At 51.8% G+C, this 19425-nt stretch carries 16 protein-coding genes and 1 pseudogene; 16 read left to right on the forward strand and 1 reads right to left on the reverse strand.

Annotated features, from left to right (window positions below):
• Positions 1 to 122: 122 nt before the first annotated feature.
• The 10 genes and pseudogenes from KI367_RS10705 to hxlB form a co-directional block, all read left to right on the forward strand.
• Positions 123 to 878, forward strand: a pseudogene (locus KI367_RS10705) (fructose-bisphosphatase class III); the annotation flags it as partial.
• Positions 879 to 1041: 163 nt separating this feature from the next.
• Complete coding sequence (locus KI367_RS10710) at positions 1042 to 1479, forward strand: GNAT family N-acetyltransferase (RefSeq protein WP_212949541.1); 438 nt, start codon at positions 1042 to 1044, stop codon at positions 1477 to 1479.
• A 165-nt stretch (positions 1480 to 1644) separates the two neighbouring features.
• Positions 1645 to 2376 (forward strand): hypothetical protein, encoded by a 732-nt coding sequence (locus tag KI367_RS10715; protein ID WP_036715404.1) that lies wholly within the window; start codon positions 1645 to 1647, stop codon positions 2374 to 2376.
• Positions 2377 to 2464: 88 nt separating this feature from the next.
• On the forward strand, positions 2465 to 3544 hold the full coding sequence (locus KI367_RS10720) for an ankyrin repeat domain-containing protein (protein ID WP_212949543.1): 1080 nt from the start codon (positions 2465 to 2467) through the stop codon (positions 3542 to 3544).
• A 146-nt stretch (positions 3545 to 3690) separates the two neighbouring features.
• Positions 3691 to 4698 carry a LacI family DNA-binding transcriptional regulator gene (locus KI367_RS10725; protein WP_212949545.1) on the forward strand — a complete coding sequence of 336 codons (1008 nt, stop codon included), beginning with the start codon at positions 3691 to 3693 and terminating at the stop codon, positions 4696 to 4698.
• A gap of 288 nt (positions 4699 to 4986) precedes the next feature.
• The gene (locus tag KI367_RS10730) at positions 4987 to 5835 is read left to right on the forward strand and encodes a sugar phosphate isomerase/epimerase family protein (protein WP_212949547.1); all 849 of its coding nucleotides are present in this window, start codon (positions 4987 to 4989) and stop codon (positions 5833 to 5835) included.
• 40 nt (positions 5836 to 5875) lie between these two features.
• Positions 5876 to 6838, forward strand: coding sequence for a sugar kinase (locus KI367_RS10735; protein ID WP_212949549.1), 963 nt, complete (start codon positions 5876 to 5878; stop codon positions 6836 to 6838).
• The gene (locus KI367_RS10740; RefSeq protein ID WP_212949550.1) at positions 6835 to 8136 is read left to right on the forward strand and encodes an MFS transporter; all 1302 of its coding nucleotides are present in this window, start codon (positions 6835 to 6837) and stop codon (positions 8134 to 8136) included. The genes KI367_RS10735 and KI367_RS10740 overlap by 4 nt, the downstream gene beginning before the upstream one ends.
• Positions 8133 to 8936, forward strand: coding sequence for an orotidine 5'-phosphate decarboxylase / HUMPS family protein (locus tag KI367_RS10745; protein ID WP_212949552.1), 804 nt, complete (start codon positions 8133 to 8135; stop codon positions 8934 to 8936). Before KI367_RS10740 ends, KI367_RS10745 begins: the two co-directional genes overlap by 4 nt.
• Before the next feature lie 134 nt (positions 8937 to 9070).
• The gene (gene hxlB / locus KI367_RS10750; RefSeq protein ID WP_212949554.1) at positions 9071 to 9622 is read left to right on the forward strand and encodes a 6-phospho-3-hexuloisomerase; all 552 of its coding nucleotides are present in this window, start codon (positions 9071 to 9073) and stop codon (positions 9620 to 9622) included.
• Positions 9623 to 10193: 571 nt separating this feature from the next.
• Here the strand turns inward: hxlB and KI367_RS10755 are convergent.
• Positions 10194 to 11411: an MFS transporter gene (locus tag KI367_RS10755; RefSeq protein WP_212949556.1), complete on the reverse strand. Its 1218-nt coding sequence runs from the start codon at positions 11409 to 11411 to the stop codon at positions 10194 to 10196.
• 139 nt (positions 11412 to 11550) lie between these two features.
• Here KI367_RS10755 and KI367_RS10760 point away from each other — a divergent pair, with 139 nt between their 5' ends.
• The 6 genes from KI367_RS10760 (at position 11551) to KI367_RS10785 (ending at position 19243) form a co-directional block, all read left to right on the forward strand.
• Positions 11551 to 12414, forward strand: coding sequence for a LysR family transcriptional regulator (locus KI367_RS10760; RefSeq protein WP_212949557.1), 864 nt, complete (start codon positions 11551 to 11553; stop codon positions 12412 to 12414).
• Positions 12415 to 12839: 425 nt separating this feature from the next.
• The gene (locus KI367_RS10765; RefSeq protein WP_036715417.1) at positions 12840 to 13292 is read left to right on the forward strand and encodes a VOC family protein; all 453 of its coding nucleotides are present in this window, start codon (positions 12840 to 12842) and stop codon (positions 13290 to 13292) included.
• A 350-nt stretch (positions 13293 to 13642) separates the two neighbouring features.
• Positions 13643 to 14233, forward strand: coding sequence for a TetR/AcrR family transcriptional regulator (locus KI367_RS10770; RefSeq protein ID WP_373316224.1), 591 nt, complete (start codon positions 13643 to 13645; stop codon positions 14231 to 14233).
• 916 nt (positions 14234 to 15149) lie between these two features.
• On the forward strand, positions 15150 to 16943 hold the full coding sequence (locus KI367_RS10775) for a sensor histidine kinase (protein WP_212949559.1): 1794 nt from the start codon (positions 15150 to 15152) through the stop codon (positions 16941 to 16943).
• Positions 16921 to 17754 carry a response regulator gene (locus KI367_RS10780; RefSeq protein WP_212949561.1) on the forward strand — a complete coding sequence of 278 codons (834 nt, stop codon included), beginning with the start codon at positions 16921 to 16923 and terminating at the stop codon, positions 17752 to 17754. Before KI367_RS10775 ends, KI367_RS10780 begins: the two co-directional genes overlap by 23 nt.
• Positions 17755 to 17911: 157 nt before the next feature.
• Positions 17912 to 19243, forward strand: coding sequence for an ABC transporter substrate-binding protein (locus KI367_RS10785; protein ID WP_212949563.1), 1332 nt, complete (start codon positions 17912 to 17914; stop codon positions 19241 to 19243).
• Positions 19244 to 19425 lie beyond the last annotated feature (182 nt).

The raw sequence follows: 19425 nt of genomic DNA on the forward strand, positions 1-19425 counted from the left end.
GGAAAGACCACCCCAAAAGTCAAATTTTCTCTTGCGAACATGGGTAATTCCTACATTTTTACATTTCCTTACCCTATTGTTCCGACGTTTTGCCTTGATCTTATGGGCTTTCGAAATTTAGGATGAACTTTCTTATGAAAAAGGGCAGCCTTTATTTGAAATACAACGGGAATTTGTTAATCCACGGCTGTATTCCCATGGACGAAGAAGGCAACATGGAAGAAATGCAGATTGAAGACAAGCGGTATTCGGGCCGTCAGCTGCTCGACGTTTTTGAATATTATTTACGTTACGCCTATGCGCATCCGGAGGAAACCGATGATCTGGCTACGGATATGGCATGGTACCTCTGGACAGGGGAATGTTCTTCGCTTTTTGGAAAGCGGGAAATGACCACCTTTGAAAGGTATTTTATCCAAGATAAAGAAACCCATAAGGAGCGAAAGAACCCTTACTACCATCTGCGCGAACATGAGGAGATCTGCCGGAAGATCCTGCTGGAGTTTGGTTTGAATCCGGATCACGGGCACATCATTAACGGCCACACGCCGGTTCGAGAAATCCGCGGAGAGAACCCGGTTAAAGCGGGCGGGAAAATGGTCGTCATCGACGGCGGTTTTTCCAAAGCCTATCAGTCCAAAACGGGCATTGCCGGATATACCTTGCTGTACAATTCCTTTGGCATGCAGCTTGTCGCCCATCAGAAATTCAAATCCAGGGAAGACGTGTTATGCAACGGAACGGACGTCCTGTCTGTAAAAAGGCTGGTGGACAAGGAGCTGGAGCGGAAGCTGGTCCGGGAAACCAATGTCGGGGAGAAGCTGCAGCAGAAAATCTCCAATTTAAAGAAGCTGTTGGATTATCGCTACATCAAATAAAGTCGCTATTTTAGCGGCTTTTTTGTTCTATCGCTTGTTTTATCGGGGCATGAAGCTAACGGACAGGATTTATTCGACAATAAAGAGGATATTTTGAGGATCCTACAGAATCTCTATATTGGCAAATCAAGGTTAACAGGGTTAAATCCATCGGAGGGCAAGTATGGAGACAATTAGGAAATGCACACTGGATGACGTGCCTCAAATCGCTGAATTGTCCCGGTTATGGGCGGATGAGGCTGTTACGTTTGCATATCCGGCATCGAATGCTGAAAAGATTTCCAAGCGCTTAGGAGATTACTTTTGGGTTGCCGAACGGAAGGACCGGATCGTCGGATATACGCACGGGGTTATTCAAACTTCCCAATATCCTATATTCCCTTTAAACTCCCGATTTCTGGAGATTTACGAAGTTTATGTTCACCCGGATTACAGGGGAGATCGGATCGGGTCTCAATTGGTCGACCGCATGATTGCTGAAGCTGAATCAAACGGCATAACTCATGCGTTTGTAGGTTCATCGAACCTGGATTGGCAACGTACCGTCGGTTTTTATGAGCGGCACGGATTCAAAATGTGGTATGTACAAATGTATCGCTAAACATATTTTTTAGGCGGCTTTTATTGAATCTTACAGGATATGCAGGTCATAAATCCATTTTTGCGGATACCTGACGGTGTCCGCTTTTATTTTCGTGAGAAACCGCATCTCTATGGATGTTTACCTGTGCTGATCCTCCAATTTTTCTGAAGGTAGGCAAACGATATGAGGAAATTATTAAAGAATGCCAGCATGGTTATAATTGGAATTTCTATATTCAGTTTAATAGGATGCAGCCATTCCGGTGAAACAACAGCTAAACTCATTGAGAAAGAGTTGTCCGAAAAATATAGTGAATCCTTTAAAGTAAAATATTTAGGGGAACGATGGGGTACAACAAGCAATGATACAGTAACGACATACGTGAAGGCATTGGATTCTGGCATCATGTTTACTGCCCTGATGGATCCATCGGAAAATATCGTCGAAAATTACCCTGAAATGCTTTTAATGCATAAATTTGCATCCGTTTTTAATCAAGCGATTGTTGATCAAGAGCTAGATGCCTCTTCGTGGATAAGAATTCATCCGAAACAGCCTGTTGAAATCACGAAAGAAACGACCATTGAGCAGTATCTTGAACAATCGGAAGCCGAGTATATTCATGTTGAAATTGTCATGAAAAGTGATGAAAGTATTACAGCAGAGAAATTAAAAACAATCGTTCAACAAGCCTACGAAGAGTTTAAGGGTCCTTCTGTTTCAGCAACGTATTGGATATTTAAAGATGATGAATACCAAAAGGTAAATGAAATGTTGAAAAAAGTTGCAAATATAGATCCTTCTTCCTTAGAGAGTTATGAATATGATACGGAAGTCTTCGTTGAGTTAACGGAAAATGGTTTTGTAGATTCGGATGAAGATATTCAAACGAGGCTGAAAGGAGGGAGGAAGTAAGCTTATCACTGGTAAAACAGTATTTTACGGGGTAAAATCGATCGAATAGGCGGGGCTTTAAATAGATTTTGAATAAGGAGGGGTATGATTGATCGTCCTGAAAGATATCGGGAGATTCGAGGAGCTGCCGGAAATCGCGATGCATATTTACCAAGGAAACATTCCGGCTTTAGATGCGGCAATCGCAGCAGGCTGGGATATTGAGGAGGGAATCGTACTTAGTAAGCATATTACGCTAAGTCCGTTAGATCTGGCGCTCATATCGCAGCAAAGGGAGGTTATCAAGCTGCTGGTAGAGCACGGCGTCAACCTGAATGTGCATCATCATCCAGCTTTTTTGACGGCCGTTCGCTATTGCGGGGAGGACATCGTCCGTTACATTGCAGCGCAAGGAGCCGAAATGGACAAGCTCGATCAAACGGGGGCGGGCGCGTATTCACAGGCTTACTATGGCAACAAAAAAAATATTCCGCTCATTCATGTGCTGGGGTTAGATATCAAGCTGCATGGCGGTGCCCTCATGAGGCAAGCCGCCTCGGACCATGACCTGAAAACAATCAAGTATTTGCTCGATCAGGGGGTGGACATCAATTATAACCAACCGGATATGGTCTATCCTTATCAGGCGACTCCGTTAACCGTGGCTGCTCGGACGGGGAATATGGCCATGGTCAAATTTTTGGTTGAACACGGCGCGGACGTTACTCTGGCGGAAACAAACGGCGAGCGGCCGTATACGATTGCCATCAGCAATAAGAATACGGTCATGGCTGATTATTTGAAATCGCTGGAACCGGCTGATTTTCATCATGCGGAGAACAAGAAATACGAGCTTAAAAAATATAAATTACCCGGTGAACTGCTCAGCTTTCTTACGGGAGACCAGCTGCGCCTTGAGCTGGCGCAAAACGAATATGAAATCGGGCATATCGATTTTTTCACCTTGACCGATACGATAGAGATGAAAGTCGGCAGGCAAAAGCTGCTGCGTCTTTCCGCCGATATCGACAATTACTCTGACCTGCAGTTGGTTTGGAACCCGAAAAATAAAGGCCGGATCGGCTGTTATGACGTGGAGCATCAGACTTATGCGGACTTATGCAGCTTTACGGAATTCCTCGCGCAGCCCGAACTGCACCTCGTGAAGTTTCTGGAGGGAGAGTTGTAAAACGTTGCTTCAAGAGGGTTACAATTATCCTTTTGATTTTGGATCACTTTACATATTCGCCTTCGGGCAGTATATCCTGAAGATTAGACAAAGCGCCTTCATGCACCTTATAGTAGGGATATCATCGGACAGAGGGGTAGAGAACTGTGGGGAAAGCGACAATCGGGGATGTGGCGGCGCGCGCCGGCGTGTCCAAAAGCACCGTATCCCAATATCTAAACAAAAGATACCAGCATATGGGCCAGGAGACGCGGACCAAGATCGAAGAAGCGATTGAGGCCCTCGATTACCGGCCCAACGTTCTTGCCCGGGGGCTGAAGCAGAAGCGGACCGGTTCGGTCGGCGTCATCGTTGCCAACATTATGCACCGGCTTTCTACGGAAATATGCCGGGGCATCGAGGACTATTGCCAGGAGCAGAACATCAGCGTCATTCTGTGTAACAGTGACGAGGACGGCGAGAAGGAGAAGAAATATACCGAAATGCTCCAGGCCAAGCAGGTCGACGGTATCATTCTCCTGCCTACGGGCAAAAACGGGCCATTGTATGAAAGCCTCGCCGAGCAGGGGTATCCGATCCTCTTCATGGACCGTCGCGTAAACAACGTCAAGGCGGATACGATTGTGGTCGATAACAGAAAGGCGGTCACCCGGGCAGTGGAGCATCTGGCGTCGCTCGGCCATCGGAGCATCGTCTTGGCTACGGGACCGCTGACGATCAGCACGCGAACCGAGCGTACGGAGGGGTTCCGCGCAGCTATGCGTGAGCTCGGTCTGGATGACGGGAGTGGTAACATCATCAATGCGGAGATCTCCTCGCTTAAAGACCGGCTTGGCAAACGCTTTGAGGAACCGGAGGCGCCGACGGCACTCATTGCGGGGAACGATCTGGTGCTGCTCGAAGCGCTTGCTTTTGTTAAGGAGCAGGGGCTGCGTGTGCCAGCGGATTTGGCGCTGGTCGCATTCGACAACATTCCGTTCGCCCACCTGTTGACGCCGACGCTAACGACGATCAACCAGCCTTCCCTGGAGATGGGCAGAAAAGCGGCCGAGCGCCTGATTACCCGCATCCGGTCGGAAGAGGCGCCGGAGGCGGCCGAGTTTGTCTTTGAATGCGAGCTTGTTGTGCGCGAATCATCCGGCCAGGCCCGTTGAAGGTGCTGCCGAGGTCATCATACACTTTAAACAAAACCAGCTTTGGGTCCGGGACCGGGAGCTGGTTTTTGTCGTAGTTTATCCGATATGGGAGAAGTCTCCATGTTTGAAGGCTATGCTTTTTCAGAATCATGACAGCGCTTAAATGTAAGGGGTTGCAAATTAATAAATCCAGGTTTATAATGAACCCATGAGTTCAAGTAAATCGGTTTACTAAATCGGTTTACTTCAAGAGGCGTTATTTCTGGTATCCTGATTATCCGATGTAGCATGAAGGAGGATGACTATATGAAGGCAGTTTTTGTGCCGACCTCTGTATTTGGCAATACTCCCGGTCTGCAGCATGAATGGACGCAGACGGTTCGCGCCGCCGGAGCAGACGGCATTGAAATAAGACGGGAATTGTTCCCCCCGGGGAAGCTGCCGCTTGCCGAATGCCGCGAAGCCAACCGGAACAGTGGGTTGCGCTGCATATATTCCGTTCCGCTGGAGCTGTGGGACGAAGCCGGAAGGCTGAATGAAACGAAGCTGTCGGGGGTTCTGGAAGAGGCGGGAATTTTAAGGCCGGAGATGCTGAAGGTGTCGCTTGGGCATTTCATGGCAGCGGACTGGGCCGATCCAGGAGAAGAAGCGATTGAAGCATCTGGAGTCCGGAAGTCTTCGGAAGTCCATGCAAGCCGGAACAGCGGCGAGTGTCTGACCCGTCTGGGCGAACTGCTTGATCAATACAGGGCTTTGCATGGGCCGTTGACCCTGCTGATCGAGAATGACCAAACGCCGCATGGAGGCAACGCCGGAAATTTGAAAGCGTTCTTTCAGGCGGTGGAGCGTTCGGGCCTTGGCGGAGTAGCCATGACGTTCGATACCGGCAATTGGTTGTATGCCGGAGAAGAGCCCGTGAAGGCGGCGCTGGAGTTGGCTCCTTACACCAGCTACATTCACTGCAAACATGTCGTATATTCGGAAGACAATGCTTTGCAAACGCTTCCTATCCCCGAGGAAGAAGACGCAAGCTGGCGAGAGCTGTTGGCTCATTTGCCGGAACATGCGCCCCGGGCGATTGAGTTTACGCTTCCCGGACCGGAGAGTCTGTCAGGATATCTGAAGATGCTCCGGCAAGCGCCAGGCATGCCGTGAAAAGGACGAAAACGGACAGATTGAAGGAGGCATGGCAACCATGTTGAAAGATTCGGTAACTTTTGGAGAGGCTATGGTTATGTTCGTAGCAGGCAGACCCGGCGCATTGAAGGACATTGACACCTTCAGCCGCCGTCTAGCCGGGGCGGAGGTCAATGTGGCCGTCGGCCTTTCGAGACTTGGACTAACTTCCGGGTGGATCAGCCGGTTGGGCGAGGATGCGTTCGGCGATTATATCGTGGAATATCTTGCTAGGGAGAAGGTGGACATCGACGGTATTACCCATGATTCCCGCTATCCAACCGGGTTCCAGCTGAAGTCGATGGTGCTGGAGGGAGATCCGCAGGTGCAATATTTCCGCAAAGGTTCCGCCGCAAGCACGCTTGGTGAGGCCGATGTGGACTCCGGCTATCTGACCGGCTTCCGGCATCTGCACATGACCGGCATTCCGCCGGCGCTGACGAAGAGCACCCGCGCATTCGCTTATGCGGCGCTGGAGACGATGAAGGGTGCGGGACGGACCGTTTCTTTCGACCCCAATCTGCGCCCCTCCCTCTGGTCTTCGAAAGAGGAGATGAGGGAGGTCATCAACGACCTGGCCTGCCGGGCGGACTGGGTGCTGCCGGGGATCGAAGAAGGGGAATTTCTGACCGGCTCCAGGGACCCGAAGAAGATCGCCGAATTTTATCTGAACCGGGGCGTTTCGCTTGTTGCCGTCAAGCTGGGGCCGGAAGGAGCCTATTTCCGCACCCCGTATGAAGAGGGAACGGTTCCGGGCTTTGAGGTGAAGAAGGTTGTGGATACGGTCGGGGCTGGGGATGGCTTTGCCACAGGCTTGATCGGGGGACTTCTGAGGGGGTTAAGCATCACCGAAGCGGTGCGGCAGGGAAATGCAATCGGCTCGATTGCAGTGCAGTCCGTTGGAGATCACGACGGATACCCGACGATGGAAGAGCTAAAGGCATATCTTCACTATCATCTGACAGGAGTGAGAACGAGATGAACAACTTGAACAAAGGCAGCTTCGTCGCTTCACGCTGGCTGCGTCTGATGCCGATCGTCTTTGTAACGTACAGTCTAGCCTACCTGGACCGGGCGAACTACAGCTTCGGCGCGGCTGCCGGCATGGCCAAGGATTTGCAGATTTCGGCGGGAATGTCTTCGCTGCTTGGCGCGCTCTTTTTCCTGGGGTACTTCTTCTTCCAGGTACCGGGTGCCCATTATGCCGAGAACAAAAGTGCCAAGAAGCTCGTATTCGGTTCACTGATTTTATGGGGGCTGCTGGCGGGAGCTACCGGTATCGTCCATAATGTTCATATTCTCATCATCATCCGTTTCTGTCTCGGCGTGGTTGAAAGTGCGGTTATGCCTGCGATGCTGGTCTTTCTGAGCCACTGGTTCACGAAAAAAGAGCGCTCACGCGCCAACACCTTTCTCATCCTCGGCAATCCTGCAACCGTGCTGTGGATGTCCATCGTCTCGGGTTATCTCGTATCCGCCGTCGGCTGGAGATGGATGTTTATAATTGAAGGTCTGCCTCCGATTATTTGGGCGTTCTTCTGGTGGAAGTTCGTGAACGACAAACCCGCTGAAGCGAACTGGTTGACTGCAGAGGAGAAAAAGGAACTTGAGAGCACCCTGAATGAAGAGCAGAAGGGACTGAAGCCCGTTAAGAACTACGGCGAGGCGTTCCGGTCGCCGCTTGTCATCCGGCTGTGCCTGCAGTATTTTTTCTGGAGCATTGGCGTCTACGGCTTCGTCATGTGGCTTCCTTCGATTATCAAGGCTGCTCCTGACATGAGCATGGTCGCTACCGGGTGGCTGAGCTCCATCCCTTATGTGCTCGCGGTCATTGGGATGCTGGTCGCGTCCTATTTCTCGGATAAAACGGAGAACCGGAAAGCTTTTGTCTGGCCGTTCCTGATTGTAGGTGCGGTCGCCTTCTACGCCTCTTATTTGCTGGGAGCGGATCATTTTTGGATTTCATTTATTCTGCTGGTCATCGCCGGCGCCGCGATGTATGCCCCTTACGGACCGTTCTTCGCCATCATGCCTGAAATTTTGCCCCGGAACGTCTCGGGCGGCGCCATGGCGCTGATTAACAGTATGGGGGCGCTCGGTTCTTTTGCCGGATCATACATCGTCGGCTACCTGAACAGTTTCACTGGAAGCTTCGGCGCCTCCTATATTTTTATGGCCGGCTCGCTGCTTCTGTCCGCAATTCTGACTTTAACCGTGGGCAGATCTCGTAAAACGGCGGAATCATCACCAGAGGGAAAGCTTGAGGTGTCGACAAGATGAACATTCAACTTGCGTTGGACCGGATGAGCATACAGGAAGCCATCGATATGGCGAGATTGACAGAACCTTATATCGATTGGATCGAAGTCGGCACTTCTCTGATCAAAGAATTCGGCATGGCGGCTGTAGAAGCGATGAAGCGCGAGTTCCCCAGCAAGGTCATCGTAGCGGATGTCAAAACCTTCGATAACGCCGTATACGAGTTCGAATTGTGCTATAAGGCGGGGGCTGACGTGGCAACGGTCATGGGTGCCTCTCCCCCGGTCACCGTTGAGCTCTGCATGAAGACCGCCCAGACATGGGGCAGGCAGGTCATGATCGACCTGCTTCATACGACGCCGGAGGAACAGGCGGCGCTTGCCCGGTACCGGGAGGCGGTCCATTGCCTCCATGTCAGCAAAGACCAGCAAGAGGGAGGCGGCTCCCGCTTGACCGGGCCGGGCGCATATGAAGCCGCTTCGGATGCCGGGAGAGCAGGCAACGCAGGTTTGGGCGGGAGCCGTAGCTCCACAGGTACCAATGGGACCCTTGTATCAAGTGGGGCAGGTGGAATCGGTGCTGGCGAAGCACTGCCCAGAAGTATGGGAGCAGCCGCATCCGGTGCCCCCGGTTCGGTCAGCGAAAGCCAGGCGGAACTTCGGATCGCTGCCGCGGGAGGAATCACCCTGGATTCTCTGCCGGGACTGTTCGCGATGAAGCCGGAGGTTCTCATCGTCGGCTCCGCGATTACGAAAGCTGCGGACCCGGTCGCCGCTGCCCGATCGTTTCAGGACTGCATCCGGAAGCTAGGGAGCAGGTAGCGGGTCATGCCCGGGCTCCAATGAAAAGATTTATATATAGAAGCAACGTCCGAGCAGCGGATTTCATTGCATCCGAAGGTTGCGAATGCGGATGAATTCTGCTCGATCGGGAATGAAGAAGGAGAGACTGAACAATGATAAACAAGCTGATGACGATACTCGCGGAAGCTCGTGCCGTGCTGGAACGGGTAGACGAGAGTGATGTTAACGAGACAGCCGCCCTACTGGCGGGTGCTCCCCGGATCTTTGTCGTAGGCGAAGGCCGTTCGGGACTGATGGCCAAATCCTTCGCCATGCGGCTGATGCACCTCGGCGCGACCTCCTATGTGATCGGGGAGACGATCACCCCTTCGATCGCCGAGGGTGATTATGTAATCGCCGTCTCCGGTTCCGGTACGACGCATAGCGTCGTCTGGACCGCAGGGAAGGCACGGGAGCTTGGCGCGTCGGTCATCGCCCTGACGACCGACGTCGAATCCCCGCTCGCCCGGTCAGCCGTGCGGGTGCTCGCCATTCCGGCGGCCACGAAGCACCGCCGGGAAGGCGAAAGCGCGAGCATTCAGCCGCTAGGCTCGCTGTTTGACCAATGCGTCCACCTTGTGCTGGACGCGGTCTGCCTGTGCTACGCGGAGTCTCGCGGCGTGGACAACGCCGCGGCGTTCAAGCAGCACAGCAACGTGGAATAGCGACATCCGTGCTTTCACCGCCGCTCTACTGTCTAGCATTTCACTATCGGGTCACAGCCTTTAAGCTAATGAACGAGAGCTCAATGAATACATGTAATGGAAGTAGCTTATTGGGTCGGTACTGTACGGCGCACAGCCGTCCGGAAGTATTTTGCACAATGCGTCGGCGCAAGCAAAGAAGCGGACCGATAGATCCTTGGCTTATCGATCATGAAACTATAATAATTAAGCAGCCGGGTGCGATTACCCGGCTGCTTTCGTATGACTAGACCGACTTCCCCCTCATGATTTTGATGAGAATATGGTTGAGTAATGGCGTTTTTGAAGCAATGAAGAGAGGCTGGAATAATATGCGGAACAGTAATCGCCATCCTCCGGTATATCACCAAACCCATATCCGCTATACGTTGTTGAGATCATGCATGTCAGGCATAATCTGTGAAAAACGGCTTTTTTCCTCCGACTGGCCTCTGCATTTCCTTTTCTATAAAAAACCTGTCGAATAAGGGGACTTCCAAACGATCACCGCTTTTTGAATCGTTCGGCCCGTGAAATTCAGCGTCTCATTACTTTATCTTTTATTAAACTTCACGGTTACAAAAATAGCACCCGCAACCGAAACCGCCGCGATGATAGCCGCAAAGAGCGAGGCACCCAGGGAGATGCTGGTCCTATCGATCAAAAAACCTGTCCCGATCGGCAGCAGCGCCGCAGGTACGTATCCACCGATATTCAGTACCGCATTGGCTTCGGCGCGGCGATGTTCCGGGACATGCATGCTGATCAGCGTCAGGCCTCCAAGCTGCCCCAATCCCTGTCCTGCACCCGCAAGCACCGCGGCTATAACAAGAAATGCGGCTGACGAGTACATGACGGCAGAAACCAGGCAGATCATGGACAATAGGATAACCGCAACTCCCAGAAGTAACAGACTGCGAACCGGGAGCCTTTTGACAACGAATTGTATGCCCGTCGCCGCCAAGAACATGACACAGGCTGTTCCTCCAGCCACCAAGGGGCTGGTCACATGCAGCAGTTTGGACAGCAGCGGAGGACCCAGCGACAGTACAAAGGAAGTCGAGGTAATGCCCGGGGCAAACACGGATATTCCCAGAGATAAGTGCAGACGGTTATGCTTAGGAACCGACGGGAAGCGCAGCTTCCACTCTTCGTGCGCAGGATTCCGCCGGGAGGGAAGACGGGCTGCCGCCATAAAGGCGGTTGCCAAAATGATAAATTGAGCGGAATACACCGGCACGACGGGATGCGCAAGAAATTGGGCCGTCATTCCGGCCAGCAGCGGCCCAAGTCCGGCTCCGAGAACCATGGCCACGGAAGCGGCAAGGGATGCCAGATGTTTCTTGCCGTGTCCACCGGAATCCACGACCGCCGCCATGCCGGCGGAGACGATGACGCCGACGGCTATGCCCGTCAGCAACCGCGCCGCGAACAGCATGCCGACTGAATCGGCCAATGCAAACAGCGCACAGGCGGCCACCGCAGCCAGTAGACCCGGATAAAGCACCGCCTTCCGTCCCAAGCGGTCGGACAATTGCCCGGCTGCGAACAGGCTGCCAAGCAAACCCGCGATATAAGCGGCAAAAATAAGCGTGAGTGTTCCGTTCGTGAATCCCAGCGCCGTCTGCCATTGTACATACAGCGGCGTCGCTGAATTGGACAGCATGAATACGGCAGTTACGATCCAAGCCGTAGTCCAGATGCGGCGCGTTGATACGCGGGAGTCCTCCGATGTTTGAGGAATTTCCGCATTTTTTGCATGATCGATCAAGGTAATCTCCTCCTTACAACCTTAAAATGCATGCCATGCCTTCGTGTTGCCGTGCAATTAGAATACGTTATAATAATTCATAACTGAAATACCTATTTGTTATGTAGGAAATAACTATATAGTTATGAGGGTGTGTACGATGAAAATGAACTTGAACCACCTGAATGTTTTTATGACAGCCGCCGAAAAATTGAACCTTACCGAAACAGCGAAAGCATTGTTTATTTCCCAACCGGCTGTGAGCAAGACGATTAAACAGCTTGAAGAGGCGCTGCAAGTGAGACTGTTTGTCAGGGATAAGCAGAAGGGGATCATTTTAACCGATGTCGGCAAAGAGGTGCTGGTATTGGCCAGGCAGATGCAATCCATTGAAAACCGCATTTTTCAGGTAGCCAGCCGGGAGAGCCAGCTCTTATCCGGAAAAATCAAAATCGGCTCGTTTCCCGCCGCGTCGACTCTATTACTCCCGGAGGCTATCGCCAGGTTCCGGGCCAAGTATCCTCATGTTCAAATCGAACTGAATGAGGGGGTATCCGACCAGATCAAGGAATGGGTCACCGACCGTACCGTGGAGATTGGGCTCGTCGCGTCCCCTTTTACGGGATTTGAGAATCATAGCCTGGTTCAGGATCACATGGTGGCCGTCATTCCGGACGATCATGAGCTGCAGAGTACAGCGGTTGTCGACCTCGGAAGATACCGGCATGACATGATTTATTGCAAAGGCGGGCATGAGGCGGCGATGAACAGCATACTTCAACTGCACCAATTGAATCTCGAAAGCAGCTTGACCGTCCAAACGGCCGAAACCCTGATCCAGATGGTCCGCAGACGGCTCGGAATCGGTCTTGTGTTCGACTTTACGCTATCTTCCGTGTCCCACGATCTCATCGTTAAACCAATTACGCCTGCCATTACCCGGGAGATCGGGGTCATCGCGCTTTCTTTCGAGGAGATGTCCCCCGCGTCCATAGCATTTGTCCGTATGTTGAGAGAAACATGAAACAAGCTGTTTTCTGGCAACTATGAGATTTATTATGCTAACAGTCAGCTTACTTAAACAGAAAAAGCACTCTGCGGAGTGCTTTTTGAACGTGTTTTTCCAATCGAAAGAAGCGAAACTTGTGTCCCCGTCTAGCCCAGGACCGTCGAGCCGGATAGGGTTGCCTGCTTTCCAACAGGATTGGATGGCGCCTCCGATAAAAGCGGCGGACGATTTTTCGGGGATGAACAGCATGTCCCACGCCACTTCCGCGCTGGCTCCAATGTAGAAGGTGTAACCAAACTGCATGTCGAATCCTCTTTAGAACCATCATACTTACGTTGTATATCCCGGAGCCGGATGCAGCCCAAAATGGGTCATACAGAGATATCGTATGCATGAAGCCAGGCGAAGCACAGCCTGATAAACGTAAAGGAGATAAAACCATGGAAAATAACAAATTAATAAGAATGGACAATATGGGCATCGTCGTAGAATCCCTGGATGACGCGATCTCTTTCTACGAGGAGATTGGCTTGAAGCTCGAAGGGCGAACCACTGTCGAAGGCGAATGGGCGGGTCGAGTAACCGGGCTGGGTTCACAACGTGTAGAGATTGCTATGATGGTTACCCCGGACGGCCACAGCCGACTCGAACTTTCGCGATTTATCACCCCGCCTACGATATCAGATCATCGGACTGCACCTGTAAATGCCCTCGGTTATCTACGCGTCATGTTCACCGTTAAAGACATTGACGAAATAGTATCCAGACTCATCAAGCATGGTGCTCAGCTCGTTGGCGAAGTGGTCCAGTATGAGAACTCGTACCGGCTCTGCTACATTCGTGGCAAAGAAGGACTTTTAATCGGTTTGGCGGAACAACTGGGAAATAAATAAGAGACGCTTAGAAGATGACTGAACTGAAATATACATTTCTAGAGTAAATATCATGGAGCCGATCGCCCGTTTTGCATCAATGTCATGCAGGAGGGCAGCGCCCAAGGGGACGACAAGTTCCGTGAAGAGATCGAGCGAGGAGTGGCAAACACACCCTTCACAGCCGCGTAATTGCGGCTCTTTTTGTTTTAACGATATATGTTCTTATCACACTTGACGACATGAAATTACATGCCAGGATCAAGTAAGACGTTCTTCGGAAACCAAAATGTTGCACATCGCCGCTTGACAGCGCGATCCGATTGGTAAATAACGGTGCAAGTAAGTACTTGCAAACGAAAAGGACTGGAATGATTCATGAACCAAGCAGCGAGCACCAGCGACAAGTTAATATTGGCGCGATCGACCTGATTGCTGAACAAGGGTATGACGGAACGACAACGAAGGAGATCGCTGCAGCGGCCGGGGTCAACGAAGTGACGCTCTTTCGGCATTTCGGCAGCAAACAAGGGCTGCTTGTTGCCGCATTCGAACGGTACCACTACGCCGGCGAAATGACGAAGCTCTTTCATGAGCGGCTGACGTGGGACGTACGAACGGATTTGCTGTTGATCAGTCGGACGTACCATGAGATCATGAACCGGAACCGGAAGTTGCTCGCTATCGCGCAAAAGGGCGGCAGCCGGCTGCCCGAGGAAGTGCATAAGCACGCTTCGCAGCATCCCGTCCAGCTGAAGAGGCTGCTGACGAACTATTTCTCTTCGCTGTATCAATGCGGGAAAATTGCCCAAGTCGATCCGGAGATTACGGCCATGTCATTCATGTGGATGAACTTGGGGGCGTTCAGCAGCAACTTGGTAGAGTCGTCGCAATCGGACGTTACACTCGACATGTTTATCGAGCGGAGCGTCGATCTGTTTGCTAGGGCGCTGGCTCCCTAGTTTTTTTACACTTGATGCAAGCTAGCGCTTGCATTCGCAATCGATATCATCTTCTTCCCGTTAGGAGGACCTTCAGTTATGGCTTCAGAACAACACATGACAAACGCTGATCAATCGATCCAACCATTTCGAATTGCAATCCCCCAACAAAAACTCGACGATTTGAAAGAACGCCTATGGTGCTCCAGTCAACCCGTCCGCAAACACTTTCCTATACGCTAAGCGACTCACCTGTGGGTCAACTGGCTTGGATTACAGAGAAATTTATGGAATGGGTTGATCCGGCATGTCCCATAGGAATCGATCGACTGCTTACTAACGTAATGCTTTATTGGGTCACAGGCACGGCTGGATCATCAGCCCGCCTTTATTATGAGAGCGCCCAAATCAAGGGGCGTCCTGTGGACTGCCCGGTACCATCAGGCGTAGCGGTTTTTCCGCACGATTGGCTTGGCCCGTACGCCGTCTTGCTGAGCAACAGTATGATATCGTACACTGGACGGAGTTTGAACATGGAGGACACTTCGCCGCGATGGAGGTTCCTGATTTGTTAACAAAGGACATCCGAAATTTCTTTCGTCGTTTTCGTTGATAAAGCACGGAAAAGTTCGTACAACCGATCTCGCTAGGGAATTTTTCCCTAGCTTTTTTCTGTAGAATATTCATTTTAGTTCAATAGAAGAGCACGACCTGCTTTCCCTGCGAAAAATCCCCTCCGGTCTCCAAACGCTTAAGCCTATTTTACATCTGTCAACCCCTTATCTTCCTGATTGATTCGTACGACGAAGAGGTTTTTCTTACGATTTTTCGTGCTTTGTTCGGAATTTTCGCAACATTGCTTTGAAAGCGTAATCATTCGTATATAAAATAGCATTACGCAAGTGATACTTTTGAAAAAAGAGGGTGATTCGCAACAATGAGATCCTGGTTCCACACTCGTTTTCCCCCATTGCACTCGATCGTCGTGCAGCTATTCCTCTTTTTTTTCTTCGGGATGACTCTTCCTGTCCTGATTGGAGGATTCATATCCTACCACAAATCGTCCATGATCGTTGAAGAGCAGGTCAGTAAAGTGGCCGCGCTAACGATTGTGCAGGTGAGCGATAAGCTCAACATGTTTTTCAAGAAACTGGACGACTCCTCGATGATGGTGCTCAACAGCAAAATCGTCCACAACATTTTGGAGCAGAGACAGGGTGATACCGCCTACGAAACGACGCTTAAGGTGAAGGACGGCAAGGACATGCTGACTTCGATTATGATCAATTCGCCGGAAATTCTCGATATTTACATTTTTGATACAAAAGGAAAAAATTCGGTGCTTAGCGCAGACTCCCTCATGTCGATTCCGAATCAATGGGATTCCGACTGGTATAAGGCCATATTGAAAGCGAACGGCAATACCGTATGGTTTGGGCTCTCCGAAACTTCATACCTGAAAAGGACCGGGATGGGATTCCCGGTTTTTGGCCTCGGCAGGGCCATCCGGAGCTGGGAGACGGGCGAAGTCATCGGCGTCATGTTTGTCGAGGTCATGGGAAACGTGCTGATCGATGAGCTGAACCGCGTTCAATTCGGCGACACGGGTTATGTCTACATCGTCAATGAGCAAAATCAATATTTCTATCATCCCAATCCGGACGAGTACGGGAAGGCGTCCAAGCTGCCGATGCCGGCCCGGAAAATGCAGCTGCGCGAGGGCAAGCGTAACACGCTCATGATTCCAGAGCGACTGAACAACGGCTGGCTCGTGGTAGGCGTCGTACCGCTCGAGGAGTTGACTGCAGACTCGTCCAGCATTCGAAATCTGACGGTGTTGATAACCCTATGCTCCATCGTGCTGGCGATTGGCATGGGCTACTACGTTACACGCCGAATCGGGAATCCGCTCGTCTATTTGAGCCGCTTGATGCGCAAAGGAGAAGCCGGCGATTTGACCATCCGCAGCCGCAGCATCGGACGCAATGAAATCGGACAGCTTGGCCGCAGCTTCAACAATATGATTGAACAGATTGAGCTGCTCGTCGAGCGGATCGCCAAGGAGGAATCCGAGAAGAAAAAGGCCGAAATCCGGGCGCTTCGGTACCAGATCAATCCGCATTTTCTATACAACACGCTGAATTCGATCCGCTGGCTTGCCAAGCTGAACCGCACGAACGATGTAGACAAAGCCGTGACTTCGCTCGTACAGCTGCTCGAGGTCAGCATGGGGCGTAACGGCGTTTTCATCCAATTAGGAGAAGAGCTGGACCTGCTGCAGAAATATATGGTCATTCAAGGGTACCGATATGACAACGCCATCACGCTGCTAATGGATTGTCCGGATGAGCTGAAGCAAATTCCGATTCCGCGCATGCTTCTCCAGCCGATTGTTGAAAATGCGGTCTTTCACGGCATCGCGCCGAAGGATGAACCGGGTACGATTCAGATTCGTGCGCGGCAAGAGGGGGAGGAGATCATCATCAGCATCGCCGACGACGGCGTAGGTATGAGCGAGGAGCGGCTTGCCCAAATTTTCGCCGAGGAGGGGCCGCATCATAACCGGGGGATGACCAACATCGGGCTGCGCCATGTGCACCAAACGATTCGGCTGTATTATGGCAACGAATACGGGGTCAGCGTGACCAGCGAGCTCATGCAGGGGACGAAGGTCACGATTACTTTTACGACATTGAAGGGGGATCATGATGTACAAAGTGCTGTTGGTTGATGATGAAGCCATCGCAAGAATGGGAATTCGGTCTACTTTTGATTGGGAAGTCAACGGATTCGAGCTGGTGGGAGAGGCTTCCAACGGCCAGCGGGCGATGAAATGGGTCGAAAGCAAGGAAATCGACATTCTGATTACCGATATTGCCATGCCGGTGATGGATGGACTTGAGCTTGCGCGCAGGACGAGGGAGATCTGCCCTTGGGTCAAGGTGCTTCTGCTCAGCTGCCACAGCGATTTCGAGTATGTCCGCGAGGGGATCCGGCTGGGTGCCTTTGACTATATTTTAAAGCCAATGCTGAGTGCGGAATCGCTGAAAACGGTGCTGTATGAAATGCGCCACAGCCTGCAGAAGGAGAAGGAAGATCACCGCATTTTGGAGCAGTATAAGGAAAAAAACAGCGCCGACACGGCGGTCGCCGTGATGCCGCTGCCCCTCCCGGCGGATTGTCCGCCTCCGGATAAATCGCTGCACCAGCGCATCGTTCAGCAGGCGGTCGAGTATATCTCGGAGCATTTTACAGAGTCGATCTCACTGCAGCAGGTTGCCGACAAAGTGTGCGTCAGCCGCAATTATTTCAGTGAAATGTTTAAGCGGGTCACCGGGCATAATTTCATCGATTATTTGATTACGCTGCGGGTGAACCGGGCCAAGGAACTTCTGCAAAATCCAACGCTGAAAGTATATGAGGTCGCGGAGATGTCGGGCTTCAATGACACCAAGCATTTCAGCAAACAGTTCAAAAAAGTCGTCGGACTGACGCTGGCGGAATTCCAGGGAATGCCGCGCAGATCAGCGCCCTTCAGCTGAACACTCCGCAAAATAGAAAACATAGGAAAACATGACACGATTTCGGAAATTAGTGCCGTTCAAATGGCGAAGGGAGCCGTTTTATAATATTCACGTAAACGTTTTCAGGATGAGGTACGAAGCAGACGACTACTCTTTTGAATGGGGGAGTAAAGAAATGAAGAAGCTCAGAAAGTCCTTGCTCGCGGTGGTATTGTTGGCGTCGGTTGTGCTGCAGGCATGCGGATCGGGTGGCGGCAGCGACAACCAGGGAGCGGTGTCGGAAGACGGCAAAGGCGGCGGGGAGAAGGTCAAGATTAAATGGGCGACCTGGGGGAATCCCGGAGAGCTGACCCGCTTCCAAGAGTTTACGAAGGACTTCAACTCGAAGCATCCGGACATTGAGGCGGAGCTGATTCCGATTCCGGGGGAATACGACCAGAAAATTTTGACGCAGCTGACGGGAGGAACCGCTCCTGACGTGTTTTATGCCGGCGATGGCTTTGTCGTGAAACTGATCGAGAACAAAAGCATCGAGGAAGTAACGCCGCGAATGACGGCGGCAGACAGCAGAATCAAACCGGAGGACTATTTCGAGGGGCTGTGGGGCGCGGCGAAGCGTGACGGCAAAATCTACGGCGTGCCGGTCGACTGCAACCCGATGGTGCTGTGGTACAACAAAAAAGTGTTGAAGGACGCGGGAATTACGGAAATGCCGGCCGACCTTCAGGCGAAGGGTGAGTGGACCTGGGACGCTTTCAAAGGCATGGTGGAGAAAATCCGCGACTCGAAAAAGTACGGATACGTACTGGACAACTCCTGGAACAGCTATTACAGCTGGGTAACGTCCAACGGCGGCAAAGTCTACGACGATAACGGCAAGTTTATCGGTTATGACGATCCGAAGGCGAAAGAAGCGTTCCAGTTCCTGTACGATAACGTGAAGGAGAAAAATATTACATTTGCAGGTACGCTGCCGAAGGGGCAGGGCGGCGACGCCATGTTTATGTCCAACCAAGTCGGTTTCGTCGGAGCCGGACGCTGGTATCTGCCGCTGTTCAAGAAAAACGCCAGCCTGGAGTATGATGTCGTGACCTGGCCGACGAACACCGGCAACAAGATTGAACCGGCCGGAATTCCGACGGCATTCCTGGTCATGAACAGCGCATCGAAGCATAAAGACGCCGCCTATACCTTCTATTCCGAGTTCCTGAGCGCGGAAGGACAGAAGTTCCGTCTGCAAGGCGGGGGCAATGCCGTACCGTCCGTTCAAGGCGTGGATGACGTCGTTCTGGAAGGCAACCTGCCGGAGCATGCGCAGCTGTTCCTCGATGCCCGTGAGGTAGGTTATTCGCTGACGCCGTTCGAGGCCGGCATTCCGGGGTTAAGCACGGACATCACTTCCAAGTTCGAGGCACTGTGGCTCAAGAACGGCGAATTGGACGCGTCGCTCAAAGACATTCAAGACATGGCCAACAAAAAAATCGACGATTATAAAAACGGCAAATAACGAAAGTCCGGAGGGGGGGAGCGCAGGGCACAGCGCAGCGTTCCTTCCCTCTTTCCATACGGCCGGCGGCTGACGGCCAGCGCTTCATAAGGCATAATTCGCAAAAGGGAAGGTGGTTGTTTATGCAGAATCAGACGGCCAGCAGAACGGCTTCTGCACCGGCCTTGCAGCCGGACAACAAA

This window comes from Paenibacillus cookii, assembly GCF_018333375.1.
Taxonomy (GTDB): domain Bacteria; phylum Bacillota; class Bacilli; order Paenibacillales; family Paenibacillaceae; genus Paenibacillus_AQ; species Paenibacillus_AQ cookii.

Bases quoted from the DNA above. Each gene is read 5' to 3' on its own strand.
- KI367_RS10710 (WP_212949541.1), top strand. From the start codon at position 1,042: ATGGAGACAATTAGGAAATGCACACTGGATGACGTGCCTCAAATCGCT.
- KI367_RS10715 (WP_036715404.1), top strand. From the start codon at position 1,645: ATGAGGAAATTATTAAAGAATGCCAGCATGGTTATAATTGGAATTTCT.
- KI367_RS10730 (WP_212949547.1), top strand. From the start codon at position 4,987: ATGAAGGCAGTTTTTGTGCCGACCTCTGTATTTGGCAATACTCCCGGT.
- KI367_RS10735 (WP_212949549.1), top strand. From the start codon at position 5,876: ATGTTGAAAGATTCGGTAACTTTTGGAGAGGCTATGGTTATGTTCGTA.
- KI367_RS10740 (WP_212949550.1), top strand. From the start codon at position 6,835: ATGAACAACTTGAACAAAGGCAGCTTCGTCGCTTCACGCTGGCTGCGT.
- KI367_RS10745 (WP_212949552.1), top strand. From the start codon at position 8,133: ATGAACATTCAACTTGCGTTGGACCGGATGAGCATACAGGAAGCCATC.
- hxlB (WP_212949554.1), top strand. From the start codon at position 9,071: ATGATAAACAAGCTGATGACGATACTCGCGGAAGCTCGTGCCGTGCTG.
- KI367_RS10760 (WP_212949557.1), top strand. From the start codon at position 11,551: ATGAAAATGAACTTGAACCACCTGAATGTTTTTATGACAGCCGCCGAA.
- KI367_RS10765 (WP_036715417.1), top strand. From the start codon at position 12,840: ATGGAAAATAACAAATTAATAAGAATGGACAATATGGGCATCGTCGTA.
- KI367_RS10770 (WP_373316224.1), top strand. From the start codon at position 13,643: ATGATTCATGAACCAAGCAGCGAGCACCAGCGACAAGTTAATATTGGC.
- KI367_RS10775 (WP_212949559.1), top strand. From the start codon at position 15,150: ATGAGATCCTGGTTCCACACTCGTTTTCCCCCATTGCACTCGATCGTC.
- KI367_RS10780 (WP_212949561.1), top strand. From the start codon at position 16,921: ATGTACAAAGTGCTGTTGGTTGATGATGAAGCCATCGCAAGAATGGGA.
- KI367_RS10785 (WP_212949563.1), top strand. From the start codon at position 17,912: ATGAAGAAGCTCAGAAAGTCCTTGCTCGCGGTGGTATTGTTGGCGTCG.